This window comes from Pseudomonas sp. Irchel s3a10 (assembly GCF_900187525.1).
GTDB classification, from domain to species: domain Bacteria; phylum Pseudomonadota; class Gammaproteobacteria; order Pseudomonadales; family Pseudomonadaceae; genus Aquipseudomonas; species Aquipseudomonas koreensis_G.
Genome location: NZ_FYDR01000001.1, coordinates 623,372 through 649,844 on the forward strand (window position 1 = coordinate 623,372; position 26,473 = coordinate 649,844).

Annotated in this window: 17 protein-coding genes; 5 read left to right on the top strand and 12 right to left on the bottom strand. The window is 60.5% G+C overall.

Translation table 11 applies throughout. The features are described from left to right. Positions 1-349: 349 nt before the first annotated feature. Both CKW11_RS02775 and CKW11_RS02780 read left to right on the top strand, forming a co-directional pair. Positions 350-2,008, top strand: a complete 1,659-nt coding sequence (locus CKW11_RS02775; protein ID WP_095136217.1) for a nitrite/sulfite reductase — start codon at positions 350-352, stop codon at positions 2,006-2,008. Beyond that, positions 1,992-2,486 carry a DUF934 domain-containing protein gene (locus tag CKW11_RS02780; protein WP_095136219.1) on the top strand — a complete coding sequence of 165 codons (495 nt, stop codon included), beginning with the start codon at positions 1,992-1,994 and terminating at the stop codon, positions 2,484-2,486. Before CKW11_RS02775 ends, CKW11_RS02780 begins: the two co-directional genes overlap by 17 nt. 23 nt (positions 2,487-2,509) lie before the next feature. Here the strand turns inward: CKW11_RS02780 and CKW11_RS02785 are convergent, their stop codons facing one another. Both CKW11_RS02785 and sohB read right to left on the bottom strand, forming a co-directional pair. After that, the gene (locus CKW11_RS02785; protein ID WP_256582015.1) at positions 2,510-7,342 is read right to left on the bottom strand and encodes a dermonecrotic toxin domain-containing protein; all 4,833 of its coding nucleotides are present in this window, start codon (positions 7,340-7,342) and stop codon (positions 2,510-2,512) included. A gap of 178 nt (positions 7,343-7,520) precedes the next feature. Further along, positions 7,521-8,552 (bottom strand): protease SohB, encoded by a 1,032-nt coding sequence (sohB, locus tag CKW11_RS02790; protein WP_095136223.1) that lies wholly within the window; start codon positions 8,550-8,552, stop codon positions 7,521-7,523. A gap of 204 nt (positions 8,553-8,756) precedes the next feature. Here sohB and CKW11_RS02795 point away from each other — a divergent pair, with 204 nt between their 5' ends. Further along, positions 8,757-9,467, top strand: coding sequence for a histidine phosphatase family protein (locus tag CKW11_RS02795; RefSeq protein ID WP_095136225.1), 711 nt, complete (start codon positions 8,757-8,759; stop codon positions 9,465-9,467). Between the two features lie 62 nt (positions 9,468-9,529). Then, the gene (locus tag CKW11_RS02800; protein WP_095136227.1) at positions 9,530-9,847 is read left to right on the top strand and encodes an SCP2 sterol-binding domain-containing protein; all 318 of its coding nucleotides are present in this window, start codon (positions 9,530-9,532) and stop codon (positions 9,845-9,847) included. A gap of 233 nt (positions 9,848-10,080) precedes the next feature. Here the strand turns inward: CKW11_RS02800 and CKW11_RS02805 are convergent, their stop codons facing one another. The 10 genes from CKW11_RS02805 to CKW11_RS02850 all read right to left on the bottom strand — a co-directional run bounded on the left by CKW11_RS02805 (position 10,081) and on the right by CKW11_RS02850 (position 24,397). After that, positions 10,081-11,655, bottom strand: coding sequence for an ABC transporter ATP-binding protein (locus tag CKW11_RS02805; RefSeq protein ID WP_095136229.1), 1,575 nt, complete (start codon positions 11,653-11,655; stop codon positions 10,081-10,083). Position 11,656: 1 nt separating this feature from the next. Beyond that, positions 11,657-12,679, bottom strand: a complete 1,023-nt coding sequence (locus tag CKW11_RS02810; RefSeq protein WP_095136231.1) for an ABC transporter permease — start codon at positions 12,677-12,679, stop codon at positions 11,657-11,659. After that, entirely contained in the window at positions 12,679-13,743 is a 1,065-nt protein-coding gene (locus tag CKW11_RS02815) for a microcin C ABC transporter permease YejB (RefSeq protein ID WP_095136233.1), read from the bottom strand. Before CKW11_RS02815 ends, CKW11_RS02810 begins: the two co-directional genes overlap by 1 nt. Then, a complete protein-coding gene (locus tag CKW11_RS02820) occupies positions 13,730-15,580 on the bottom strand; it encodes an extracellular solute-binding protein (RefSeq protein ID WP_095136235.1) in 1,851 nt (616 codons plus the stop codon). The genes CKW11_RS02815 and CKW11_RS02820 overlap by 14 nt, the downstream gene beginning before the upstream one ends. Positions 15,581-15,806: 226 nt before the next feature. Further along, on the bottom strand, positions 15,807-18,449 hold the full coding sequence (locus CKW11_RS02825; RefSeq protein WP_095136249.1) for a TonB-dependent receptor: 2,643 nt from the start codon (positions 18,447-18,449) through the stop codon (positions 15,807-15,809). Positions 18,450-18,565: 116 nt separating this feature from the next. Then, positions 18,566-19,069: an RES family NAD+ phosphorylase gene (locus CKW11_RS02830; RefSeq protein ID WP_027613695.1), complete on the bottom strand. Its 504-nt coding sequence runs from the start codon at positions 19,067-19,069 to the stop codon at positions 18,566-18,568. Then, entirely contained in the window at positions 19,066-19,542 is a 477-nt protein-coding gene (locus CKW11_RS02835) for an antitoxin Xre/MbcA/ParS toxin-binding domain-containing protein (protein ID WP_177439966.1), read from the bottom strand. Before CKW11_RS02835 ends, CKW11_RS02830 begins: the two co-directional genes overlap by 4 nt. A gap of 269 nt (positions 19,543-19,811) precedes the next feature. Next, positions 19,812-22,733, bottom strand: coding sequence for a TonB-dependent receptor (locus CKW11_RS02840; RefSeq protein ID WP_095136253.1), 2,922 nt, complete (start codon positions 22,731-22,733; stop codon positions 19,812-19,814). Positions 22,734-22,943: 210 nt separating this feature from the next. Next, positions 22,944-23,891: a FecR domain-containing protein gene (locus CKW11_RS02845; RefSeq protein WP_095136255.1), complete on the bottom strand. Its 948-nt coding sequence runs from the start codon at positions 23,889-23,891 to the stop codon at positions 22,944-22,946. Continuing rightward, a complete protein-coding gene (locus CKW11_RS02850) occupies positions 23,888-24,397 on the bottom strand; it encodes a sigma-70 family RNA polymerase sigma factor (RefSeq protein ID WP_027613691.1) in 510 nt (169 codons plus the stop codon). The genes CKW11_RS02845 and CKW11_RS02850 overlap by 4 nt, the downstream gene beginning before the upstream one ends. Before the next feature lie 295 nt (positions 24,398-24,692). On the opposite strand from CKW11_RS02850, the gene CKW11_RS02855 reads away from it, so the two are divergent. Continuing rightward, on the top strand, positions 24,693-26,411 hold the full coding sequence (locus tag CKW11_RS02855; protein WP_095136257.1) for a hydrogenase maturation protein: 1,719 nt from the start codon (positions 24,693-24,695) through the stop codon (positions 26,409-26,411). Positions 26,412-26,473 lie beyond the last annotated feature (62 nt).

Sequence of the window (26,473 nt, forward strand, 5' to 3'; positions counted from 1 at the left end):
ATGGCCCAAGCATCGACACTGCTATCGCTTTTTCTTGCCTTGGTCGGATTGCTCATTGCATCGCCTCTTGTCGGTTTTATCGGTGATTGCAGAAAGACTCGATCACAGTTAAGACGATGATTGTCCCCGCGACAAATGTGGATTAATCAACAACTATTCTCGTTAGGCGATTTGGTTCTTTACATATACTCAAACATCACTTTTGCGCATAACTGCAAACGGGTATATTGCCCCGGCTCCGTTAGGGAGTGCGCGGCCGTGCGCGCGTAATTGCCGAGGCACCATCGGACTCCAGCAAGCGAAAACGCAGCGTTTTCCGAGTAGCCCAAAGCCTGAGAACAGGACTTATATGTACGTATACGACGAGTACGATCAGCGGATCATCGAGGACCGCGTCAAGCAGTTCCGTGATCAGACCCGACGCTATCTGGCAGGCGAGCTGAGCGAAGAAGAATTCCGCCCCCTGCGCCTGCAAAATGGCCTCTACATCCAGCGTTTTGCGCCGATGTTGCGCGTGGCGGTGCCTTACGGCCAGCTGACCTCCCGTCAGGTGCGCATGATGGCCAAGATTGCCCGCGACTACGACAAGGGCTACGCCCACATCAGTACCCGGCAGAACGTGCAGTTCAACTGGCCGGCGGTGGAAGACATCCCGGACATCCTCGCGGAACTGGCCACCGTGCAGATGCACGCGATCCAGACCAGCGGCAACTGCCTGCGCAACGTCACCACCGACCAGTTCGCCGGTGTCGCCGCCGATGAACTGATCGACCCACGCCCATGGTGCGAAATCGTCCGTCAGTGGACTACATTCCACCCGGAATTCGCCTACCTGCCGCGCAAGTTCAAGATCGCCGTCAACGGTTCGACCGCTGACCGTGCGGCCATCGAAGTCCACGACATCGGCCTTGAGCCGGTACACAACGCCGCCGGCGAACTGGGTTTCCGTGTACTGGTCGGCGGTGGCCTGGGCCGTACCCCGGTGGTCGGCGCGTTCATCAACGAGTTCCTGCCGTGGCAGGACCTGTTGAGCTACCTCGACGCCATCCTGCGGGTGTACAACCGCTATGGCCGTCGCGACAACAAATACAAGGCGCGGATCAAGATCCTCGTCAAGGCGCTGACCCCTGAGGTGTTCGCGCAGAAAGTCGATGCCGAGATGGAGCACCTGCGCGGTGGCCAGACCACGCTGACCGAAGCCGAGCTGCATCGTGTCGCCAAACACTTCGTCGATCCGGACTACAAGGCGCTGGAGAATCAGACCGCCGCCCTGACCGAACTCGACAAGGAGCATCCGGGTTTCGCCCGCTGGCGCTCGCGCAACACCCTGGCGCACAAGAAGCCGGGTTATGTGGCCGTGACCCTGTCGCTGAAGCCGACCGGCGTTGCTCCGGGCGACATCACCGACAAGCAGCTGGACGCCGTCGCCGATCTGGCCGAGCGCTACAGTTTCGGTCAACTGCGCACGTCCCACGAGCAGAACATCATTCTCGCCGATGTCGAGCAGAGCCAGTTGTTCACCCTGTGGGGCGAGCTGCGTGAAAGCGGTTTTGCCACGCCGAACATCGGCCTGCTGACCGACATCATCTGCTGCCCGGGCGGTGATTTCTGCTCGCTGGCCAACGCCAAGTCGATCCCGATCGCCGAATCGATCCAGCGCCGTTTCGACGACCTGGACTATCTGTTCGACATCGGTGAGCTGGACCTGAACATCTCTGGTTGCATGAACGCCTGTGGTCACCACCACGTCGGCCACATCGGCATCCTCGGGGTGGACAAGAAAGGTGAAGAGTTCTACCAGGTGTCCCTCGGTGGCAGCGCCAGCCGTGACGCGAGCCTGGGCAAGATCCTCGGCCCGTCCTTCGCCCAGGACGACATGCCGGACGTGATCTCGAAGCTGATCGACGTGTACGTTGAACAACGTACCGAAGACGAGCGCTTCATCGACACCTACCAGCGTATTGGCATCGACCTCTTCAAGGAACGCGTCTATGCAGCGAATCATTAAGAACAACGAAGTCGTCGACGAAACCTGGCACCTGCTGCCCAAGGACGCGACCCTCGATGGCATCTCCAACTGCGACGACCTGATCGTGCCGCTGGCCCTGTGGCGTGATCATGCTCACGCGCTCAAGGCCCGCGACGGCGGGCTGGGTGTGTGGCTGGACGCCGATGAAGAAGCCGAGGAAATCGGTGACGACGTCGCGCAATTCCAGGTGATCGCGCTGAATTTTCCGGCCTTCACTGACGGCCGCAACTACTCCAACGCCCGCCTGCTGCGTGACCGTTACGGTTTCAAAGGTGAACTGCGGGCGATTGGCGATGTGCTACGCGACCAGCTGTTCTACATGCACCGTTGCGGTTTCGATGCGTTCGCCCTGCGCGCCGACAAGGACCCGTACGATGCGCTGGAAAGCCTGAAAGACTTCTCGGTGACCTACCAGGCCGCCACCGACGAACCGCTGCCGCTGTTCCGTCGCCGCTGATCGAATACGCCTTGAGCACCTGCTCAAGGCGTACTCCCCTCCTCTTCTGTATCCGAACTGGCCAGCTCATTGGCCGGATGGCGCACCAGTGCCTGATCGGTGAGCTGGCGAATCAGCACCTGACGTTCATTTCTGAAATTGTCGTGAATCGCATTCATCTGTACCGCTGCCTGGTCGCGCGTCAGCTCCGCCTGCTCCTCCAGACGCGCCAAGGCCCGCGAGGTCCGAACATAGACAAGGGCGAAAGCGTCGGGATGCGCCGATTCGAGAAATTCGACCCAGAATCGCTGGCCGATACACCATTCGGGAAACGCCGAAGAGCCTTCGATACGCATGACGGCCTGATAAGCCTGATCCAGTTCTACCTGCGATACCTCGACATTCAACGGGCTGCTCATCGCCCTTGGCTGCCCAGGCAAATTCAGGCGCTCCGCCAGCCCCACCCGATAGGCCAGACTGAATTCGAGCGCATGCTCGTAGACACTCGGTTGGGCGCGGGTGTTGATCTCTGCCAAGGTCTGCTCTTCCAGCGTTTGCAGGCGAAACAAGCCTCTGAGCAGATGCGTCAGTTGCCGCTCCAGCGGCGCGCCATCGATCCCGGCCGCGACCGTGGCTCGATAACACAGCACCTGGACTTCCATCTCACTGAACACCGCAGAATAGCCATCGACACTGGTGGCGACGCGCGCCGTGCGGAACAATTCGCTGCGCAGCCGCGTGTCTTCAGCGGCCGCCTCGACCACATTCCACACACGCTGGCTGAAATACGGGTACAACCGGGTGTAATCGGCCGTGTGGATCAACTGTGAAAGAACATTGAAGAAATCCCGCGAGCCGGGCGCTGCCCGTACAGCCTCCCAGGTAACGCTACGCGGTATCGCTTCGACGGCAGGCCTGCCGGTCAGCCAGCGCGCACTCTGGCCTTCATACGACACGCCGAGTAGCGGCTGATGTCGATAGACCCGGGCCATTACACCGAAACTGACGCTGTTCGCCTGCTGATACGTCGCAATCTGTCGCAAAGAGTCAGGCGACAAGGGGTTACCCATCAGGCGAACGGCGCGGGTGACCACCAACGGAGCCCTGAGTACCGCCTCCGGCACCGTGCTTATCTGGTTATCGCGCAGATCGATCAGTTGCGGTCGTTGCAAACCGGTGGTTCCCTCGGGCCAATGATCGATTGCGCAACCGCGCAAGCGCAGTCTTTCCAGATCCGGCAGTGAGCTGACATCCGGGGCATGCGCAAGATCAACATTGAAGTCCAGGCTCAGCACCCGCAGCTTTTTCAATTGCGCCAGGGACGGCACCGATGCAGAAGATAGACGAATACGGTTCTCGCTCAGATCCAGATGCGTCAACCAGGGCATGCGCGCCAATGCCATCGGTAACTGGGTCAATTGGTTCCCCCTCAGGGAAAGGCTGCGCAAATTTCTGAAATGACGCAAAAATGCCGTCAGCCCCAGCGGCGTAGTGCCGTCCATGACCAGATGCGTAACGTGGCTGAAATCCCCGACCAGCACTGGCAACTCTCCCAAAGGCTCCGGGGCGAAGATCAACGTGTCGGGTGGCGCGTCTCCCGAGCCCCCCGGCTCTCTGCGCCAGCAGCGGATGATCGCGCGCATGGCCCGGGACTTCGCCGACTGTGGAACATCAAGCAATGCGCCATCGATCCCGTTGTACTGCGTTTGCCGCGTCACCCAACGACTCAGGACTTCGCGAATACCGAGAAACTCCAGGCGCAGCAATTCCAGTTTCATCAGCACCAGGATCTCATTGCGGCCCAAGACGTTGAGTAGCGCATGGATCTGTGCAGGGGAATGGGCCGGGTAGAGTTCCTGAATACGGCGCACCATCACTGAAACGCTCACACCTGAGTTCGCCCAAGGCCCTGCCGGGGGCCGGTCAGCCAGGGCCATCGGCGAATAGTCGCCGGGACGGTCGCCCATGGTTCTGGCAAACGTTGTTCGCCGTTGCATGGCAAGTTCGGTGATTTTCTCCCGTAGCCCGTTCGCCCCGGCCTCGATCGACAGGCCCAACGCGACCTTGCGTTGCGCCGACAACCCATGCCAGAGGGCCTGGAAATAATGCTCGCGGGTGCGCCCGGAAAATGTTTTCAGCGCAGCATCAGTACCCTGCAGAACGCTGATGCGGTCCGCCAACACATTGATGATCACCCGCTCACTGGATGAGCTTGACGCCGTCGTTGCAACACTGCCGTGACTGCCCGACCACTCCTGTATCTCGATCGCTGAAGCCCCTGACCAGCCCGGCAAATGTTCAAGGGTATCGAGCACCAGGCGATTGGTACTGTGACCACCGCCACTCTCCAGGTACAGGCCTTCATAGGCTCGACACACAGCAATCGCCTGTTGATAGCGGCGCACCTCCTGCGCCAGCCGCAATGGTACGCGGGCAGCGTCCAGCTCCTGCGCTTCGCCATCCAGGGCACTGCCCGCCAACTCCTCGGCAACACTGGCAGGCAGATCGGCAAAGGTCTTCATCAGCAACGCCACCCGACCATTGCTCGGCGCTTCGTGGCGTCGATAAATTCGCTGGAACAACGGCTCCCGTCGCCCTTGTGCCTGTTCGCCGACGATTTGCACCAGTTTGCGCGTCTGAACCGCCGAATCCTGGCTCGTCAGGCCGAGCAAGGTCTTGCGCCGCTGGCTGCCGAGCGCAGGCAGCAGAGAACGGTACAGTTTCCCCCGATGCACATCCTGCTGGGTTATCTTCAGGATCGTGGTGGCGGTGGTAGCGCCATAACGATTGATTGGCGTGCCCGCTGCATCGACGACGCTGATAACGCAGTCTGCCGGCCAACTGGCCGAGGTCGTCAGCAGGTGCAATTGCAGGTCAGCATCCGCCATGGGTGCCGACAACGGAATCTGCAGTTGCTCGATAAACTCCGTCACCGCTGCATCGGCGCGAAATCGCCACACCGTGTCGAGCAGCAAGGCCGGCGGATGACCGCGATCTACATGGATCTGACGCAACACGCTGTCTTCGATACCGCTGACAGCCAGAGCCTGCAGCGCTCTGGCATCGGACAGCTCCTCGCGGGGATGGCCGAAGCGGCGAAACAGCTTCAATCGATCCCAGTCCTGAACCAGCTCGCTGTCATGACGCCAGGCCCCCCGATCGTTGGTTTCGAGCAGCGGTGAATAGCGGCTCGCCGATTCCGGCGGCGCCTGTACTTCCCACAGCCCGGTCTGAGGCTCGGGGCGCACCGCATAGTGCAGGTCATCGAGCGTCAGGTACGCCTGGCCATCGACCCAACGCAAGCCGCGACCATCGCGACGCACTCCGGCAGGCAAGGCCCGACGCTGTTGATACACGTGCAGGTCAGGCTTCCAGAGGCGAGACTGCCCCGAAGCCATTTTGACCATGCGCAAGCGCTCGATAAAAGCCGATGACCTGACGACTTTGAACGCTGCGCCCACCGCCCTGGTACTCGCAGCGAAAGCCGCCATCAGGATCAGGTTTTCGACGACATCGAAAAAGTAATCCGTCGCCTGCTCCTGCTCGCCTCTGGACCAACTGGCAATCCCTTCATAGACCTGCGAGAGCAACTGCACCGCGGTCACCGCCAACAGAGCCTCTCCGACTACAGGTATGAACGATACAGCGACCAATAGCAGGTCGACCCCGATTGCCTTATAGGTGTCCAGTCGGGCCAGCCGGGTTTTCTCGTCTTCATCGTCCGTTGGGACCACTACGAGCCGAGCGTCGGCCATGGTCTGTTCGGCGTGCTGGCGATACATCAGGCTGAACGGGTCACCCGCAAAATCGATGCCGGACAACGTCACGTAGAACGCAGCACGAGGCAGGATTGAATGACTGTGCGGATATAAACGCCCATCGAGTTCGGTCACCCACGCTGCGCGCTCACTGATCTTGATGTAGCGCATGAAGAATTGGCGAAACGCTGCGCCTTTCAACCGCTGGCTCAACTGTTTCTCGAAATCGCTGAAGGATGAATACTCCTTGAGCGGGTGCAACGGATCACCTGGCAGGTAAACAACGCATCGATAGTCGTCATCGGCGTGCTCACTCACCGGGCCGATAAACAGCACACCGTTAAGTGTGACACCCAGCATCTGCAAGCCCTGATAACCCAGGGTGTTGTTGCCCAGTTTGATCGTGGCCTGGTTATCCTTGACTGCCTGCAACATCTCATGTACTTCGAGACTGATATGTTTTTTCATCAATGCGACGTGCCGATCCACTTCGAACCGACACCGCAGGTTCGCAGTAAACTTGCCGCGCAACGGATCGGTCTCAGCCTCCACATTGAAGACCGCACGAAGATGAGTCTGATATTGCTTGCCCAAGTCCAGGGTTCGACACAACAGCGCAAACTCGTGGGGCCGGATCGATAATATATTCGCCTCTCGACCGGTTACTTTTTCGGGAATATAGATCAAGGAGGTATCGTTATAATTTGTGGCCTGAGTCTCGCTGAGTTCGAAGTTTTCGCAGGCGGCCGTGAGCAGATCCCGATCAACTGGCAACACCAGTTTCCTGCGCAAGCCCAACAGACTGGAGGTGGAGCGCACGTGCTGAAAGATCACCCCGCCGATATCCAGCGAGTTGCCGAGCTTTTGCGACATGGCGCTGGCCAGTAACGGTGCGCAAAACTCTTCTGGAGACTTGAGGTTCTTCAGAAACGGGTCCACTTCACTCTGGGCGCGGTGGCTGGCCATGATGCTTTGATAAAGTGTTTGACGCAGTTCATCCGATGCTGACAGCAGCCAGCCGGGAGCATTGTTCTTGATCAACTCAAAGAACATGCCTTTTTGTTCGGGCGTTAATACAGGCGTGACAGCCTGGTCAGACAAAGAAGACATACTGAACATCTCGAAAGCTGAAAGTAGCAACAGCTTATCGAGCAGGACTTTTAATAAAAGCGCGAATTACCGATTAAAAATCTTAAATTCAAATCAACTATTCAAACTTAAACCATACATATATACCGCCACCATAAAAAAACCCCTTTCACCGTTACAGTAAAAGGGGTTTTTCTTTGGCCTTTTCTTACCAGAAGCGTTGCTGGGTCAAGCGGCTCCACCAGCTCAGCAGCACGCGATCCACTGAACCGCTGGCGGCCATGCCGATGCGCTCCTGCAGGCTTTTACGCTCGGCGTAATGCAGGTGATAAACCTCGGCTTTCTTCGCCCGGTCGGCCAAGTATTCATCGCTGGTCTTGAGTTCGTCGACCAGTTGTTTGTCCAGCGCTGCAACACCAAGCCAGACCTCACCGGTGGCCACTTCGTCGATGGCCAGTTGCGGGCGATAACGGGAAACGAAGTTCTTGAACAACTGATGGGTGATGTCCAGGTCTTCCTGGAACTTCTCCCGGCCCTTCTCGGTGTTTTCGCCGAACACGGTCAGGGTGCGTTTGTACTCACCGGCGGTCAGCACTTCGAAATCGATGTCGTGCTTTTTCAGCAGACGATTGACGTTGGGCAACTGCGCCACCACGCCGATCGAGCCAAGAATCGCGAATGGCGCGCTGATGATCTTCTCGCCAATGCACGCCATCATGTAACCGCCGCTGGCGGCGACCTTGTCGATGCACACCGTCAATGGCACGCCGGCCTCGCGGATACGTGCCAGTTGCGACGACGCCAGACCGTAGCTGTGGACCATGCCGCCACCGCTTTCCAGACGCAGCACCACTTCGTCCTTCGGCGTGGCGAGGGTCAGGAGTGCGGTGATTTCGTGACGCAGGCTCTCGGTGGCCGAGGCCTTGATATCACCGTCGAAATCCAGCACGAACACCCGGGATTTGCTTTCGGGTTTGTTCTTCTGCTTCTTCTCGGTCTTTTCCGATTTGGCCTGGCCCTTGCGCAAGGCCTTGAGCTGATCCTTGTCGAGCAGGGTCTGCTCCAGACGTTCACGCAAGCCTTTATAGAAATCGTTGAGCTTGCTGACCTGCAGCTGCCCCGCCGACTTGCGCCGGCCCTTGCTGCGCAATGCAGCAAAACTGGCGAGCACCACCAGGATGGCGACCACCAGCGTTACGGTCTTGGCCAGAAAGCTGGCGTATTCGGTGAAAAACTCCACAGAGACTCCTTAAAACAATGCGCGGATGCAAAACACGCGCGGGATGGTTGCAGCATACCCATGCCTCGCCCCGTCGGCCAGCCGTGAAACCTCTGGCAACAGGCCTGTAACGAGCATTTCAAACAAGCGTATGTTTTTTCATTGACAGCACTCCGTCATCCTCATAACCTCGCCAAACCTTCAACGTACCGGGATGACGCGGACGTGGGCAGCATCTATCTGATTCGACATGGCCAGGCCTCCTTTGGTGCAGACGACTATGACGTCCTGTCGCCCATCGGCGTGCGTCAGGCAGAGATCCTCGGCCAGCACCTCGCCGAGCTGGGAATCCGTTTCGATCGCTGTCTGGCCGGCGACCTGCGCCGTCAGCAACACACGGCCACCAGTGCGCTGGAGCAATTCAGCGCCAAGGGCCTGGCGGTACCGACGCTGGTGACCGATTCGGCGTTCAACGAATTCGATGCCGACGCCGTGATCCGCGCCCTGATTCCAGCCATGCTCGACGACGAACCGGAAGCCATCGACATTCTGCGCAACGCAGCGCAGAACCGCGCCGAGTTCCAGCGCATCTTCGCTCTGGTGATCGAGCGCTGGCTGGCGGGCACCTACGACCCCCCCGGGCTGGAGAGCTGGCTGGGTTTTGTCGAGCGAGTACGGGGCGGATTGCACCGCATCCTCGAACAGGCCGACGGCAACCAGAAAATCGCCGTATTCACCTCCGGCGGCACCATCACCGCCCTGCTCCATCTGATTACCCAAATACCTGCCCGGCAGGCCTTTGAACTGAATTGGCAAATCGTCAACACCTCGCTCAACCAGCTGAAGTTCCGCGGTCGCGAGGTGGCTTTGGCCTCCTTCAACAGTCACGCACATCTGCAACTGCTGAAGGCTCCGGAACTCATCACTTTCCGCTGAGTCCGGATAATTGTGACCCTTGCTGTAATCAACCAGCGCCTAACCCAAGAAAGGATCGAACCATGACCTCCGTAGCTGATGCCGTACAAGCAATGAAAGCCAAGTTCAACCCAGCCGCTGCTGCCGGTCTGGACCTGGTCTTCGGTTTCAACATCACTGACGAAAACAAGCAGTACGCGCTGATCGTCAAAGACGGTACTTGCGACATTCAGGAAGGTGAAAACCCGGACGCCAACTGCACCCTGGTACTGGACAGCGCAACTCTGAAAGACATCGTCAGCGGTGAAACCGACGGCATGCAGGCGTTCATGGGCGGCAAGCTGCGCGTTGAAGGCGACATGATGCTGTCGATGAAACTGTCCGAGCTGTTCCCGTCGTAAGACGTCGTTCGGTTTGAAGAAAATCCCGCCCCTGTGGCGGGATTTTTGCGTCTGGCCCCCGGGTTTCGTCATAAACAGGTCATAGGTGGGAGGGGGCTTGCTCCCGAAGGCGTCGTATCAGCCACATTTTTTGCCGCCTGTCACACTGCTTTCGGGAGCAAGCCCCCTCCCACATTGGTCACGTGGCGCACCATAAACCGCGGCATGCACCTTCTACTACGTTGGAGCTGTCATCAACCAGCAAATGATGCCGCCAACAGCTCCTGCGTATACGGATGCTGCGCATCGCTGAACAGCGCACTGGTCTCGCCACGCTCCAACACTTCGCCATCCTTCATCACAATCAGGTCATGGGCCAGCGCCCGCACCACCGCCAGGTCATGACTGATGAACAGGTAAGTCAGCCCGTGCTCTTCCTGCAGGCGCCGCAATAAAGCAACGATCTGCTTCTGCACCGTGCGATCCAGCGCAGAAGTTGGCTCATCGAGCAGAATCAGCTCCGGCTTGAGCACCAGCGCCCGAGCGATGGCAATCCGTTGCCGCTGGCCACCGGAGAACTCGTGCGGATAGCGATGTCGGGTGGCCGGATCCAGGCCAACCTCACGCAGCACATCGATCACCGCCCGCTCACGCTCGGCAGCATTCAAGTCGCTGTGTACCTGCAAGCCCTCGGCAATGATCTGCTCCACACACAGGCGCGGACTGAGGCTGCCGAACGGGTCCTGAAACACCACTTGCAGGCGTTTGCGCAACGGCCGCAGTTGCTTGCCGCTCAACTGCTCCAGTGCCTCACCGGCAAAACGAATACTGCCCTCGGCGTCGATCAGGCGCAAAATCGCCTGACCCAAGGTCGACTTGCCCGAGCCCGACTCTCCAACAATCCCCAGCGTTTTGCCGCGCTGCAGATTTAGATCGATGCCCTTGACCGCCGCCAACCAAGTCTTCGGCCGCAGCCAACCGCCCCCCAGGCGAAAACGCACATGCAGATCGCGCACCTGCAACAAGTCCTGCGCGACATCCCGGCACAGCGCTTCGCCCCCCGGCTCGGCGTTGAGCAATTCGATGCTGTAGGGATGCTGCGGCGCGCGGAACAGTTGCTCGCACGACGCCTGCTCGACGATCCGTCCACCGCGCATCACCGCCACCCGCTGCGCAATGGTGCGCACCAGATTCAGGTCATGGCTGATGATCAGCAGCGCCATGCCCAGGCCCTGTTGCAGCTCTTTAAGCAGCAACAGAATCCTGCGCTGCACCGTCACATCGAGCGCGGTGGTCGGCTCGTCGGCGATCAATAACTGCGGCTCGCAGGCCAGCGCCATGGCGATCATCACCCGCTGGCGCTGGCCGCCGGAGAGCTGATGCGGATAGGCCTTGAGCCGTTCGCGCGGCTTCTGAATACCCACCAGTTCGAGCAGTTCAAGAATCCTTTCACGGGCCTGCGCGCCGGCCAGGCCTTTGTGCAGCGCCAGGCTCTCACCGAGTTGCCGTTCGATGGTGTGCAGCGGATTCAGCGAGCTCATCGGCTCCTGAAAAATCATCGCAATACGATTGCCGCGTAACTGGCGCAGATAGCGCTCATGCACGCCGAGCAGCTCTTCGCCGGCATAACGAATGCTGCCGTCGATCCGCGTGATGTTCGGGTCGAGCAATTGCAGGATGCTGTGGGCGGTCACCGATTTGCCCGAGCCGGACTCGCCGACCAGTGCCAGGCATTCGCCGGGACGAATATCGAGGTCGATGCCATGCACCACAGGCTGGCCGTTGAATGCCACACGCAGGTCGCGTATTTCGATCAGGTTATCGCTCATCTCAAGCCCTCGGATCATAAGCATCTCGGCAGGCCTCACCGATGAACACCAATAGAGAAAGAATCAGCGCCAAGGCAAAAAAAGCCGTCAGCCCCAACCACGGCGCTTGCAGATTGCTCTTGCCCTGGCCGATCAGTTCGCCCAGCGAAGCGCTGCCGGCGGGCATGCCGAAACCGAGAAAATCCAGCGCCGACAAGGTCGCGATCGCCCCGGTGAGGATGAACGGCAGATAGGTCAGGGTCGCGCTCATGGCGTTGGGCAGGATGTGCCGACTGATCACCTGCATATCGCCAACCCCCAGCGCCCGCGCGGCTTTCACGTATTCCAGACCGCGGCTGCGCAGAAACTCGGCGCGCACCACATCGACCAGACTCAGCCAGGAAAACAGCGCCATGATCCCCAGCAACCACCAGAAATTCGGCTCGACGAACCCGGACAGAATGATCAGCAGATACAACACCGGCAGCCCCGACCACACCTCCAGCAACCGCTGCCCGAGCAGATCGACCCAGCCACCGTAATAGCCTTGCAAGGCACCGGCCGCAATGCCGATCAGCGCACTGGCAGCCGTCAGCGCCAAGGCAAACAGCAGCGACACCCGCGTACCGAAGATCACCCGCGCCAGCACATCCCGCGCCTGATCGTCGGTGCCCAGCCAGTTCTCGCCGCTCGGCGGGCTCGGTGCCGGCTCAGTCAGGTCGTAATTGACCGTATCGAAACCGAACGGGACCGGCGCAAACCACATCCGCCCGCCCTGCCCCTCAATCAGTTGCCGCACCTGCGCACTGCGATAGTCCGGCTGGAACGGCAGCTCACCGCCAAAATCCTGCTCGGTGTAGCGCTTGAACGCCGGGAAATACCACTGCCCCTGATACTCGACCAGCAGCGGCTTGTCATTGGCGATCAGCTCGCCGCCCAGGCTCAGGCCGAACAACAACAGAAACAGCCACAGCGACCACCAGCCACGCCGATGCGCCTTGAACCGCGCCCAGCGCCGCTGGCCGATGGGAGATAGAGTCAGCATCAGGCAGTCCTCGCGGTGAAGTCGATGCGCGGGTCGACCAGCGTGTAGCACAGGTCGCCGAGCAGTTTTATCAGCAGGCCGAACAGGGTGAAGATGAACAGCGAACCGAACACCACCGGGTAGTCGCGCGACACCGCTGCCTCGTAACTGAGACGGCCGAGGCCATCGAGGGAGAAGATCACTTCGATCAGCAACGAGCCGCCGAAAAATACCGTTACCAGCGCTTGGGGCAGCCCGGCGACCACCAGCAACATCGCGTTGCGAAACACGTGGCCGTATAACACCTGACGCTGGCTGAGGCCCTTGGCCCGAGCCGTCACCACATACAGGCGCGAGATCTCGTTGAGAAAGCTGTTTTTGGTGAGAATCGTCAGGGTGGCGAATCCGCCGATCACCAGCGCGGTGACCGGCAGCACCAGATGCCAGAAGTAATCGGCCACTTTGCCCCACAGTGACAGCTCGGCGAAGTTGTCCGAGACCAGCCCGCGCACCGGAAACCAGTCCAGTGCGCTGCCGCCCGCGAACACGATGATCAGCAGTAGCGCAAACAGGAACCCCGGCATCGCGTAGCCGATGATGATCGCCACGCTGCTCCAGACATCGAACGCCGAACCGTTGTGCACGGCCTTGCGGATGCCCAGCGGAATCGACACCAGATAGGTGATCAACGTAGCCCACAAGCCCAGTGACAATGTCACCGGCAGCTTCTGCCAGATCAGCTCGGTGACGCTGGCGCCACGGAAAAAGCTCTGGCCGAAATCCAGTTGCGCGTAGCTTTTGAGCATCAGCCACAGGCGCTCGCCGGCGGGTTTGTCGAAGCCGTACTGACGCTCGATATCGGCCACCAGTTTCGGGTCGAGACCTCGAGTGGCGCGGGATTCGCCGCCGATGGTTTCGACATGACCGCCGCCCACCGCAGCACCGACACCGATGCCCTGCAAGCGCGCAATCGCCTGCTCAACCGGGCCACCCGGCGCAGCCTGCACGATGACGAAATTGACCAGCAGAATCGCCAACAAAGTCGGCACGATCAGCAGCAGACGCCGCAGGCTATAACCCCACATGGGCGAACTCCTTCTGCTGTTGCTGCATCTGCGTGGCGGTCAACGCAGTCGGGCTGATTTCCCACCAGGTATCGAGCCCGGCGTCATACAGCGGCGCCGTTGCCGGACGACCAAAACGGTTCCACCACACCGTGGAAATTCCCGGCGGGTAATAGTTGGGAATCCAGTAGTAACCCCACTGCAACACGCGATCCAGGGCATGGGCATGGCGCAGCAGGCTTTCGCGGTTATCGGCCTGCACCAGTCCTTCGAGCAAGGCATCGACCGCAGGATCGCGCAGCACCATGTAGTTGTTCGAGCCGGGATCGTCGGCACCGTCGGAGCCGAAGTAATTGAACATCTCGCGCCCCGGCGCCTGACTCACCGGGTAACCAACGACGATCATGTCGTAGTCGCGATTACGCACGCGGTTGGTGTATTGCGCGGTGTCGACCTGACGAATATCGAAGCCGATGCCGATCTGCGCCAGGTTGCGCTTGAACGGCAGCAGCAGCCGTTCAAAGCCCTTCTGGCCGTTGAGAAAAGTGAACTGCAGCGACTCGCCATTGGCATTCACCAACTGATCGCCACGGGGTTTCCAGCCGGCGGCTTCCAGCAACTTCAACGCTTGCAACTGCTCGGCGCGGATGTTGCCGCTGCCGTCGGTTTTCGGCGCTTCGAAGACTTGGGTGAACACCTCATCGGGGATTTTGCCGCGCCACGGTTCGAGGATTTTCAGTTCCTCGGCGTCCGGCAACTCGGTAGCCGCCAATGCGCTGTGCGAGAAGTAACTGCGCTGGCGCAGGTACATGCTGCGCATCATTTGCCGGTTGCTCCATTCGAAATCCCAGAGCATGGCGATCGCCTGCCGTACCCGGCGATCCTGAAACATGGGTTTTTGCAGATTGAACACGAAACCCTGCGAACCTTGCGCGGCACCCGGGGCCAGATGTTCGCGGAGCAATTTGCCCTGCTCCAGCGCCGCCCCGGCATAGCCGATGGTGTAACTGGTCGCGGAAAACTCGCGGTTGTAATCAAAGCCACCAGCCTTGAGTACCTGCCTTGAAACATCGGTGTCGGCAAAGAACTCGACGCTCAAGTGATCGAAGTTATAGAGACCACGAGTGATCGGCAGATCCTTGGCCCACCAGTCGGCGACGCGCTGAAATTTCACGCTGCGCCCGGCATCCACCGCGCTGATCCGGTACGGGCCGCTGCCCGGCGGGATCTCGAAACCGGCGCCCTCGGCGAAGTTGCGGGTGCGCCACCAGTGCTCGGGCAACACCGGCAGCGTCGCCAGATCCAGCGGCAAGGTGCGACTGTCGTTGTTCTTGAAGTTGAAGCGCACTTGCGTCGGTGACTCCACCAGCACTTCGGCGACGTCACGAAACTGCTGGCGATATTTGAGGCTGCCCTGCGTGGTGAACAGTTCGAAGGTATAACGCACGTCTTCGGCAGTGATTGGCGTGCCGTCGTCGAACCGGGCCTTGGGATTGAGGTAGAAGCGCAGCCAGCGACGATCCGCATCCAGTTCCATCTGCTGCGCCACCAGACCGTAGACGCTGTAGGGTTCGTCCTTGCTGCGATAGGCCAGCGGCGCGTAGAGCCAGCCGTCGATGTCGGCGACGCCGGTGCCTTTGTCGATGTACGGAATCAGGTGATCGAACGGGCCGCTTTCCAGCGAGGAGCGGCGCAGCGTTCCACCCTTCGGAGCGTCAGGGTTGGCGTAGGCCAGGTGCTGGAAGTCCGGGGCGTATTTGGGGGCTTCGCCGTAGACCGTTAACGCGGGTTGCGGGGCGGCCCAACTGGATGGGCTTGAGAGCGCAAAAGCGCTGAGCAGAATGAGCCTGGATAGCATTGGCAGGTCCTTTCACAAGGTGTTGCGACTGGCCTCTTCGCGAGCAAGCCCGCTCCCACAAGGAAGTTGTGCTCACCGCAGATTCCCTGTGGGAGCGGGCTTGCTCGCGAAGAGGTCAGTACAGTCACCAAACCTTCTGCCTACCTGTGATGTGCAACAGGCCGGCAATTTTTATAGAGCAGGCTTAGATCAATCAGTGACTAAAACCCGCCGCCTCTGGACATTCTCAGAACTTGTAATTGACCCGTGTGTACAGCGTCCGCCCGAACGGGTCGCCGTATTTCGGGTCGTAGCCGCTCTGGAAGGTGTAGGTCTGGTTGCTGAACGGTGGCTCGCGGTCGAACAGGTTCTTCGCGCCGAGGGTCACGCTCAGGGTTTTGCGCCAGGTGTAGGTGCCGGCCAGATCCCAGACGTTGTACGAGCCGACGTAATCGTGGGTCTCGCGGTCGGAGTCGTGGTAGCCGCTGGTGTAGCGGTTGGTCAGCGCCACACCGTAGGGGCCATAGTTCCAGCTGCCGGTCAGGCTGTGGCGCCAACGGGCCACGGCGCCGGCCGAGGAAAAGTCGCCGCCACGGAAATCGCCGAGCTTGTCGATATAGTCGCCCTTGAGCTGCTGCTGGTACTCGTAACGGCTGACATAGGTGCCTTGCAGGCCGATGCCGAAGTTGCCGTACGGGGTGCTCGGCAAGCGGTAATCAAAGCTGACATCGACGCCACTGGTCTTGATCTTGCCGAGGTTGGCCAGCCCGGTGACGATGTGATCGATCGAGCCATCAGGCTTTCGCACCAGACGATCCGGATACAGCTCCGGGTTTTCGAACACCGCTGATTCGGGGAATTCGGCGATCTGGTTGGCGATGTTGATCCACCAGAAGTCCAGCCCGGTGCTCAGGCGCTCGAATGGTTGATAGACGAAACCGAGGGTGACGTTGCGCGCGGTTTCCGGACTGAGGTCCGTATTGCCACCGGTGCGGCTGTAAAACTGCTGGGCGCAGTCGCGGTTGGCGATCCCGCCGTTACTCGGGTTGCCACCGGCACACAGTCGCGGGTCGTTGTAGTTGGCGACGGTGAACGTGGTGAAGTTCGGGTTGTACAGCTCATACAACGAAGGTGCGCGAAAACCTTCACTGTAGGCGCCGCGCACCACCAGTTCCTTGAACGGCTGAAAGCGGAACGAGTATTTCGGGTTAGTGGTGCTGCCGAAGTCGCTGTACTTGTCGTGGCGCACGGCGGCGGACAATTCCAGGCTGTCGAGCACCGGCACGTTGACCTCGGCGTATTGCGCCGAAACGCTGCGATCCCCGGCGACGCTGGCATTCGGGTCGACACCCAGGCTCTGCACATCGGCGGCGAACTGGGCGAAGTCCTGATGGAAATCTTCCTTGCGGTATTCGCCACCCAGCGCCAGTGCCGAAGGGCCGGCGCCGAACCAGTCACCGATCTCGCGACTGACACGTCCATCAATCGCCTTCACCCGCCCTACCGCCGTCGAGTAATCGCCGTCCACCGCGTTGGCTGCCAGCAGCGCCTGCCCGGCAGAGGTCTGCGCGCCAAACGGGTTGATGATGCCGTTGGCAATACCGGCGCTGACGGCGCGGTCGTTGACATAGCCGGCCTCGATGGCATTGACCACTTTGTTCTGGTTGTACGACGCGCCGACGTTGTAGTCCCACCCAACCACGCTGCCATCGAAGCTCAACAGCAAACGCTGGCCGGTGTTGTCGTCTTCGTGCTGGCGCGCGCCAACGGCGGTTTCGCGCCAGTTCACATCCACCGGTTGCGTCGGGTCGAGGGCGAAACCGTTGGGGCCGGGGGTAATGCCGTTACCGGGATAGAACGTCGTGCCGGGATTGACCTGATTGCCCATCAGCGTACCGGGGCCGATCTGCGTGCGGTTTTCGTTGCGCGCCCAGAAGTATTCGAGGCTGACGTTGTGATCATCCGCCAGCTTGCCGGTGGCTTTGGCGAAAGCCGAGGTCTTCTCGGTTTCCGGCACCAGATCGAGGTAGTTCCACAGGCTCTGGCGGCAGATGCCATTGCGCGCCAGCAACCCCGGTGCATTGCAACCGGAACTGGCCAGCGGATTGGTGGCGTTGCTGCCCTGACTCCAGTTGGCCGGCGATGCGGTGCCGGAGGTGTAATCGAGGCCGCGTCCCGGCTGATAGTTGTAGGTGTAGCCACGATCCTCGGCAGCTAGTCGTTGCTGCTTGTCATGACTGACCACGCCGAACACGTTGAAACGGTCATCCTGCAAATCGCCAAAGCCCCAACTGCCGCTGAAATTACGACTTTCACCACCGCCGGCATGGGTCGGCGTGTCGTAGTGGGTGCTCAGTTGGCCTTCGGTGAGGCTGGTCTTGGTAATGAAGTTGATCACCCCGCCGATCGCATCGGTGCCGTAAAGCGCCGAGGCGCCATCACGCAGCACTTCGACACGGTCGATGGCGGCGAACGGAATGGTGTTCAGGTCAACCCCGGAGCCATTGATCGCATTGGTCGCGTTGTTACTCAGCCGCCGGCCATTGAGCAGCACCAGCGTCTTGTTCGGGCCGATGCCGCGCAAATCGGCATACGACGCCCCGCCGCTGCTCGAACCCACCGAACGACCGGAGCCGACCGAGGACTGGTTGGCGGAAATCCGGCTGACCAGTTCTTCGGTGGTGCTCACCCCCTGCTCGCGCAGTTCTTCAACTCGCAGAATGGTGACGGGTACTGCTGTTTCCGCATCGACCCGGCGAATCGCCGTGCCGGTAACTTCGACCCGTTGCAACTGGGTCGTAGACTCTTCGGCAGCGACCGCCGGCAAGGTATTGATCGCCAGCAGCAAGGCCAGGCTCAAACGGGATCTAACAGGTGAAAAATGGATCATGAACAGCCATCCCTGCGTTTTGGTTTATGCAGGGATGTGCAATGGACAGCGGCGTTTTATAGAGCCCGATTTAGACCGTTGGGTGATGAGGTTATGCAAAAAATGGCACGTGTGGCTCAGGCCAACTCCATCTCCCTCAGCAACCGGGTATCCAGCCCAAATCGCTCCTGGGAAACCATCCTGAACTGCCCCTCCGCCAATTCGCAGCTCACCAGCAGATTCCACGAGTGGCGGGTTGCCGCCGAGGGAATCAGTACAAACGGATGCTCTGCCAATAACGCATCGGCGAACAGTTGTTGATTGGGGGAAGGCTTGGCGGGGCTCAACCAATAAGGATTCGGCACATCCTCCGGCTGGACGATTTTCACTTTTGCTTCGCTGACGACCTCAAAACACGTGAGCACATAAGGTTCACTGTCCAGCGCATCAAAGCTGTGATTGGCTGCCACCTCCAGAATGGCCGACGACGGATCGACTGATGCATAAACGACTCGCCGCCCGGGTATGTTCCATCGGCCACCATTGAGATTCGAACCCATGCCGCTGTCCCACGTCCCGCCATAAACCTCGGGGTCCAGCCGCCAGGCATACCAGTGCTCGTCCCAGGGCAAGGGATTCATGTGTAAACCCCGTATATCAGCTGCCCCAGATACTGCTCCACCATCTGAAAACCCAGTGAATGCCGGATCAACTCCACCGGTACGCGCCCATTCAGGTAGGTGCTGGGTTTGCGCAGCCACTCCTCGGCCCGTGACTGCCTCCCGAAGGCGCGAGTGGCCTTTTCCAGCACCAACGCATATTGGTAGGCGACGACGCTCTGCTGCGGGTCAAGCCGTACCGTTTTACCTTCCTTCAGTAATCGCCGTACGGTGCTGACCGACTTGCCGGTGATGCGTTTGACCATGTCGCCTTGCAGATAAAGCTCAGAGGTTGAAAGCATGTTGACGACATCGCTCAGCTCAAAACCTTCGTCGGTCAGGTCGACGATCAGAAAGGCATCGTCACCTATGTTCCGGCCATTCACGAGCAAGTCGACAGGTCTGCCCTCGGCCCTCTTTACCCCCGTCAGCCGGGGCACCTTGACGCTGGGCATGGCGACATCCTCCATGGGGCATCTGGCACGATCGGTGCGCCAGTGAAGGCGATGGGAATAAGCAGGCGTTTCGTATTCGAGGTGGGGAGTTCGCATAATCCATCCGTTATCAGAGGCCTGAGCGTCCAAGCCGTTTACGACTTCAATGTCAGCTCCGATGCTATAGATCGCGCTTCCGACGACCAACCTGAGAATGTCGTCGGAAATATCCCCGTTTCTGCAAAAAACTCCCCCGCTTCCGTAGGACGTTACTCACAAATTCCGCGCACTCAACTGCCGAAGTGATAACTCACATCCAGCCACCACTGCCGCCCGTACGGGTCATAGTTACCGGTTGGGTAATACGGCCAGCCGGCCGAGTCATCGTGCTTGATCTGGTTGAGCACGTTGTTCACGGTCAGGCCGACACTGGCGCGGTCGTTGAGTTTGTAGCGGGCGCTGGCGTTGAACACCGTCCAGGGCGACAGACGCCCGTCACCCGCGCCGTTGGTCACGGAGCCGTAACGAATCCCCATCAGCGTCGCCGTGGCCTTCTGATAATCCCAGGTCAGACTGGCGTTGACCTTGCTGCGCCAGTCGTAATTGGTCCGCGACGTGCGCCAGTCCTGAGTCGGCGCTTCGTCCGACTCCTTGTAGAAATGCGAAAGCACCAATGTATAACCCAGCGCCGAGCTGAACGCGCCGTACTCACCAGCACCCCAGCGGATGTTGCTCTTGAAGTCCAGCCCACTGACGCGCTCGCTGGCGGCGTTGATCGCATTGACCCGCACCCGTTGCAACTGGTTGGGGTCAATCGCCGCATTGCCCGGGTTGCGGTCGATGCGCGCCAGGGTCGACTGGCAGTTGGCCGAATTGATGTCCTGGGTGCCGTTGCGGCATTCGTTCTCTTGCTGCAACAGGCGGTTTTCGTCGACGGTGGTCAGCAGGTCGTCGATCTCGACCCGCCAGAAATCCGTGGAGAAATCGAAGTTGCGCGACGGCGACCAGACAAAACCATAGGTCCAGGATTTGCCGCGTTCGGACTCAAGATCCGGGGTGCCGCTCTGGGTGTAGTCGACCCGCCCACGATCACACGCGCCCTGCACGCCCTGGCTGCAACCGTAGTAGTCGATCTGCGCCGGGTAGTAACCGTTGCTGTCGGACTGGTAGATGTAGTTCAGATCCGGCGCGCGGAAACTGGTGCCGTAACTGCCGCGCAGCAACAGGCTGGTGATCGGGCGCCACTCCAGGCCGAGGTTGTAGGTCTTTTGTTGCTCGCTACGGCCGCTGAATTTGTACTGGTCCCAACGTCCGGCGGCGGTGGCCAGCACGGTGTCGGTGACCGGAATGCTGAACTCGCCGCCCGCCGCGTAGCGCTTGCGCGAACCGCCGGAGCTTTGCGCCGGGCTCACGCCATAAAAAGTGCCGTCATTCAGACCGTCGTCCGGGTCGACGCGATATTCCTGTTTGCCCGCTTCCAGCACGCCGGCAAACCCGACCGGGCCGGCCGGCAGGTCAAACAAGTCGCCATTGATCGAGGCGTTGTAGCTGGTGGAAACCGACTTGCTGCGCTGGGTCAGGTTGCTGCGAAACTGCTCCCACTCTTGTGGCGTCAGCGGGCGATCGAGACGCGAGGCGTCCGGGGCGAACACCGGATAACCACCACTCACGCCCAATTGCGGGCCAAGGTAGAAATCCTGAATCGATGACAGCGGCGTGTAGCGTGTGGTTCTGACGCTGCGATATTCCGAACGGTTGGCCGCCAGATCATAGCTCCAGCCAGTGTCGGCGATCTTGTCCGAGAGGCCGAGGGTGCCGGTCCATGAAGTGTCGGTCCACTTGCTGTTGTTGCTGGTGCGGCCACCGATTTCCTCTTCACCGTAACGCCGATACCAGCGCTCAAGATTGCCGCTGTTCTGGTTGATGAAGTCCGGCGAAGTGAAGGTCGGGCCACGGGTGTTGTTCTGGATGTGATCGAGGCCATACATCAAGTCGGCAAACACCTGACCGCTGTCGCTGAAGTGCCAGGTGCCGCGGGTGTAGCCGTCGTAGTTTTCCTTTTGCGTCTGGATCGTCCAGTAATCGTTGTACATCTGATCGGTGCGGCAACGACCCGCGTTGTTCAGCAGCTTGTTATCGAAAGTGCCTTGATAGGCGCCGCAACCGGGGCCGAGGTAGCGATTGTTGCTCAGGTCGCGACGGTAACCGACATCCGCCAGCGGGCCGCTCTGCATGAAGCCGCGATCATCGGCCCAGATCGGATCGCGGTTGGTCAGCTCCAGGCCGAACAAGACGTCGAAGTCGCCCCAACTGCCGCCGCCGCTGATTTGCAGGCGCTGATTGTCGCCACCGCCACGCTCGCTGGTGCCGCCCTTGAGATTGACGTCGATGCCATTGATCTGCTTCTTGAGGATGATGTTGACCACCCCGGCAATCGCGTCCGAACCGTAGATCGCCGAGGCGCCGCTGCTGAGAATTTCGATACGTTCGATGACTGCCGAAGGAATATTCGCCAGGTTGGTGAAGTTGACCTTGCCATCGTATGGCGTCGGATAATCGGCGACGCGCCGGCCGTTGATCAGCACCAGCGTGTGGTTGGGGCCGAGGCCACGCAGGTTGATCGCGCTGGCCGCCGGCTGCCAGGTGTTGCCGTAGTCCTCGCCTTGGGTCATGCCGGTGTTTTGCGTCTGCGTCGCCAGCGCGTCATAGACGTTCTTGTAGCCGCGCGCTTCCATCTCTTCGTGGGTGATGACGTTGACCGGGGTCGCGCCATCGCTCTGCGCGCGGGCGATTCGCGAGCCGGTGACGGTGACTTTTTCCATGCGGTAATCGGCGCTGGTAGCCGGGGCCACGGCGCTGACTTTGGCCGCTACCGGCGTACTCGTCGCGCCTTCGCGCACGCTCAGGCCCTGAGCACTTTGCTCGACTTGCAGGCCGCTGCCGCGCAATGCCTTCTCGACAGCCTGACGCCCGTCCAACGCACCGCGCACGGCACTGCTGCGCTTGCCCTGCACCAGATTCTGGCTGAAGGAAATTGGTACGCCGGTCTGGCGTGAGATATCCAGCAAGACCTCGTCGAGCGGGCCGCTGGCAATGTCGAAGGTGTAGACCTGGGCCGCAGAATCCTGCGCATACACCGCGATCGGCCCTAGCCCCATCGCCAGTGCGGCGGCGAGGGTCAGGCGCGGTAATTGTTGTTTGAATGAAATCATCAAGGGCTTCCCTGTTGAAGGCGTCTGCAGGGAATGAGCAGCGGGCCGGCACTTTTTATAGGGCGGCGATTAGGCCAAGAAGTCATAAACCTATAACCGTATTTCACGCACCTCTGTGTAGGAGCTGCCGCAGGCTGCGATCTTTTGATTTTTGCTTTTCAGATCAAAAGATCGCAGCCTTCGGCAGCTCCTACAGGTAATGCGGTGGGCTTAAGGGCGGGATTGGATGCTGACCCAATAGGGGTTGTGCCAGGTGACGCGGATCGGCAGCGAACGCTCCAGCAATTGCAGGGTGCGGTCACTGTCGTCCAGCGGATAGAGGCCGCTCAGGCGTAGATCGGCCACCTCGGGACTCAGGTGCAGAACGCCCCGGCGATAGCGGCGCAGGCTGTCGATCACTTCGCTCAGCGGCCGGTCGCGCACTTCCAGGCGGCCTTGCACCCAGGCGCTTTCCTGGCCGGTGCTGCGCTCCAGAGCCAGAATGTCCTTAGCGTTGAACAGCACACTTTCCCCCGCCTCCACCACTTGCCGCGCACCACCGGCGGTGAGCACTTCGACCTGCGAATGCAGCATCACCAGCCGGGTAGCATCGTCGACCTGTTGCACGAGAAATTTGGTGCCCAGCGCCCGCATCCGTCCGTGTTCGGTCGCAACCACAAACGGCCGCGCGGGGTCCTTGGCGACGTCTACCAGCAACTCACCCGAGCGCAACGCCAGCAAGCGTTGAGTCGCATCGAATTGCGCCACCACCCGCGTCCGCGCATTCAGGCTTAGCGCGCTGCCATCCTCAAGGGTGAAATCGCGTCGCTCGCCGGTACCGGTCGCCAACTCCCCCGCTTCCGGTAGCCAGCCATAGCGGCGCCCGAGCAACCCGGCCAGCACCGCGACACCGAGCACGCTCAAGCTGCCACTGACAAAGCGCCGCCGGCTCGACGGCGCATTCAGGCTGTGCAGCAGACTGTTGCGCGGCAGCCCGCGCAAGGTCGGGTTGCGCAACAGGTTCAGGCCGCCGCCCATTTGTTCGATGATCCGCTGGTGGCGCGGATCAGCCGCGCGCCACGCTTCGAATGCCGCGCGTTCGCCAGCGCTGGCTTCGCCGGACTGCAACAACGCCATCCACTGCGCCGCCTCGTCGATCACCGCCTCGTCCGGCCTCATGCCTGCATTGCCTGATAGCAACGTTTGAAGGCTTCGACCATGTATTGCTGCACACGGCTAGTGGAAACCCCGAGCCGTTCGCCGATTTCGCTGTAGGTCAAACCGTCGAGCTGATGGTAGAGAAACGCGGCTTTGGCCTTGGCCGACAAGCCATTGAGCAAGCGATCGACTGCCAGCAATGCCTCGATCACCAGCGCCCGTTCTTCCGGCGATGGATGCACCGGTTCCGGCGCCAGCGCCAGGCTCTCCAGATATGCGCGCTCCAGATCCTGGCGGCGCCAGCCTTCATAGACCAGCCGCCGGGCGATGGTGGTCAGCAGCGCCCGGGGTTCACGAATGGCGCTCGGGTCCGGCAGGGCCAGCACCCGTAAAAAGGTTTCCGAGGCGATGTCCTGTGCGCTGTGCGGGCAACCCAGCGTACGGCCAACGGCAGCGCACAGCCAGCGATAGTCCTTTTGGAACATGTGCCCAATCATCCGGTAATGCGGGTTCTGAACATCACCCATGCCTTGCTCCCTGAAACGGGTCCCACCCGCTGCGAAAATCCGTGGTTCTGCCGGGATCGTCCGGCCTTTGATCAGGCGCGACTGTGCAATAGCGCTGCGGACATTTGAAGTAATAAAAAAACAGGATAGGCAAACCTTTGAGAATAAGACGTTCCGTCGCCGCAGAAATATTGACTGACACAACGTTGACCCGGATCAGTTGCCAGCGCGCAACCACTCTCTAATCTGCGCGCTTCATCGAAAGCCAAGGACGGCTCACCGGGAGCCCGCGGCTATCCCTTCAAGGAAGAAAACCATGCGATCACTGAAGATTATTCTGCTGTCCTCGGCCTTCAACGGCCTGACTCAACGTGCCTGGCTCGAACTGCGTCAGGCCGGGCACTCGCCCAGCGTCGTGGTATTCACCGACGAAGCGTCGGTGTGCGAACAGATCGAACACAGCGGCGCCGATCTGGTGATCTGCCCGTTCCTCAAGGACCGCGTACCGCAGGCGCTGTGGAGCAATGTGCGGCGCCCGGTGGTGATCATCCACCCGGGCATCGTCGGCGATCGTGGCGCCAGCGCGCTGGACTGGGCGATCACTAACGAACTCACACGCTGGGGCGTGACCGCGCTGCAAGCGGTGGAAGAAATGGACGCCGGCCCGGTCTGGGCCACCTGCGAATTCAATCTGCCGTCGGGCTTGCGCAAGTCCGAGCTGTACAACGGTCGGGTCAGCGATGCGGCGATTCGCTGCATTCGCGAAGTGGTCGAGAAATTCATCGACGGCGTGCAACCGGTTGCACTGGATTACACCGACCCCAAAGTCCGTGGCCGCCTGCAGCCGAACATGAAACAGGCCGATCGCACCTTCAGCTGGCACGACTGCTCGCGCTTCATCAAACGCTGCATCGACGCCGCGGACGGCCAGCCCGGGGTTCTGGCGAGTCTGGCCGGCGGGCAGTATTACGTGTACGACGCGCACCTCGATCAGCGCACCGGCATTCCCGGCAAAATCCTCGCGGTGCATGACGACGCGGTGCTGGTCGCCACTGGCGATCACAGCCTGTGGATCGGCTCGTTGCGGCGCAAACCACTGCCCGGCGAAGCGACCTTCAAGCAACCGGCGCGACATGTGCTGGCCGGGCAACTGGAGGGTGTGCCGACCCTCGACTGGTCGATCGCCAGCGAGCCATTCAACGACGAGGCGTATCAGCCGATCCGCTACCGTGAATCCGGGCATGTCGGGGAGCTGACGTTCGAGTTCTACAACGGCGCGATGAGCACCGAACAGTGTCAGCGCATGGTTGAAGCGCTGCGCTGGGCCAAGTCTCGGGACACTCGGGTGCTGTTGATCAAGGGCGGGCGCGGCAGCTTTTCCAACGGCGTGCACCTGAGCGTGATCCAAGCGGCGCAGGACCCGGGCGCTGAAGCCTGGGCGAATATTCAGGCGATCGACGATGTCTGCGCCGAGCTACTCAGCGCGCGGCAACTGGTGGTCAGCGGCGTGACCGGCAATGCCGGAGCAGGCGGCGTGATGCTGGCGCTGGCCGCCGACATCGTGTTTGCCCGGGCCGACATCGTGCTCAATCCGCACTACAAGAGCATGGGCCTGTATGGCTCGGAATACTGGACCTACAGCCTGCCGCGCGCCGTCGGCCCGGCGATGGCCGAGCAACTGACCCAGGCCTGTTTGCCGGTCAGCGCCACGCAAGCGCTGCAACTGGGCATGATCCAGGAAATCGGCCCGCGCTGCCCGGATGAGTTTTCGCTGTGGTTGCTGCAACGAGCCAATGCGGCACTGAGCGACCCGACCTACGCCGCCGTGCGCGAGCGCAAGTTGCGCGTGGATCAGGTGCTGATCGAGCAATGCCGGGAAAACGAACTGCAAGAGATGCAGGAAGACATGCTCTACAACCGCAACCAGTTTGCCGAGAAGTGCAGCCACTTCGTCTACAAACGCAAGGCCTGCGGCACGCCGGCGCGATTGGTCGAAGACTGGGCGCGGGTGCGCAAGGTTGAGCTGGCGGGTTGATTTTGTGGTGATCGGCGGACCTCTTCGCGAGCAAGCCCGCTCCCACAGGGTTCTGTGTCGTT

What these genes read in the sequence shown, in the direction of transcription:
- CKW11_RS02775 (WP_095136217.1), top strand. Translation starts at nt 350, where the DNA reads ATGTACGTATACGACGAGTACGATCAGCGGATCATCGAGGACCGCGTC.
- CKW11_RS02780 (WP_095136219.1), top strand. Translation starts at nt 1,992, where the DNA reads ATGCAGCGAATCATTAAGAACAACGAAGTCGTCGACGAAACCTGGCAC.
- CKW11_RS02785 (WP_256582015.1), bottom strand. Translation starts at nt 7,342, where the DNA reads ATGTTCAGTATGTCTTCTTTGTCTGACCAGGCTGTCACGCCTGTATTA.
- CKW11_RS02800 (WP_095136227.1), top strand. Translation starts at nt 9,530, where the DNA reads ATGACCTCCGTAGCTGATGCCGTACAAGCAATGAAAGCCAAGTTCAAC.
- CKW11_RS02805 (WP_095136229.1), bottom strand. Translation starts at nt 11,655, where the DNA reads ATGAGCGATAACCTGATCGAAATACGCGACCTGCGTGTGGCATTCAAC.
- CKW11_RS02810 (WP_095136231.1), bottom strand. Translation starts at nt 12,679, where the DNA reads ATGCTGACTCTATCTCCCATCGGCCAGCGGCGCTGGGCGCGGTTCAAG.
- CKW11_RS02815 (WP_095136233.1), bottom strand. Translation starts at nt 13,743, where the DNA reads ATGTGGGGTTATAGCCTGCGGCGTCTGCTGCTGATCGTGCCGACTTTG.
- CKW11_RS02820 (WP_095136235.1), bottom strand. Translation starts at nt 15,580, where the DNA reads ATGCTATCCAGGCTCATTCTGCTCAGCGCTTTTGCGCTCTCAAGCCCA.
- CKW11_RS02825 (WP_095136249.1), bottom strand. Translation starts at nt 18,449, where the DNA reads ATGATCCATTTTTCACCTGTTAGATCCCGTTTGAGCCTGGCCTTGCTG.
- CKW11_RS02830 (WP_027613695.1), bottom strand. Translation starts at nt 19,069, where the DNA reads ATGAATCCCTTGCCCTGGGACGAGCACTGGTATGCCTGGCGGCTGGAC.
- CKW11_RS02835 (WP_177439966.1), bottom strand. Translation starts at nt 19,542, where the DNA reads ATGCCCAGCGTCAAGGTGCCCCGGCTGACGGGGGTAAAGAGGGCCGAG.
- CKW11_RS02840 (WP_095136253.1), bottom strand. Translation starts at nt 22,733, where the DNA reads ATGATTTCATTCAAACAACAATTACCGCGCCTGACCCTCGCCGCCGCA.
- CKW11_RS02845 (WP_095136255.1), bottom strand. Translation starts at nt 23,891, where the DNA reads ATGAGGCCGGACGAGGCGGTGATCGACGAGGCGGCGCAGTGGATGGCG.
- CKW11_RS02850 (WP_027613691.1), bottom strand. Translation starts at nt 24,397, where the DNA reads ATGGGTGATGTTCAGAACCCGCATTACCGGATGATTGGGCACATGTTC.
- CKW11_RS02855 (WP_095136257.1), top strand. Translation starts at nt 24,693, where the DNA reads ATGCGATCACTGAAGATTATTCTGCTGTCCTCGGCCTTCAACGGCCTG.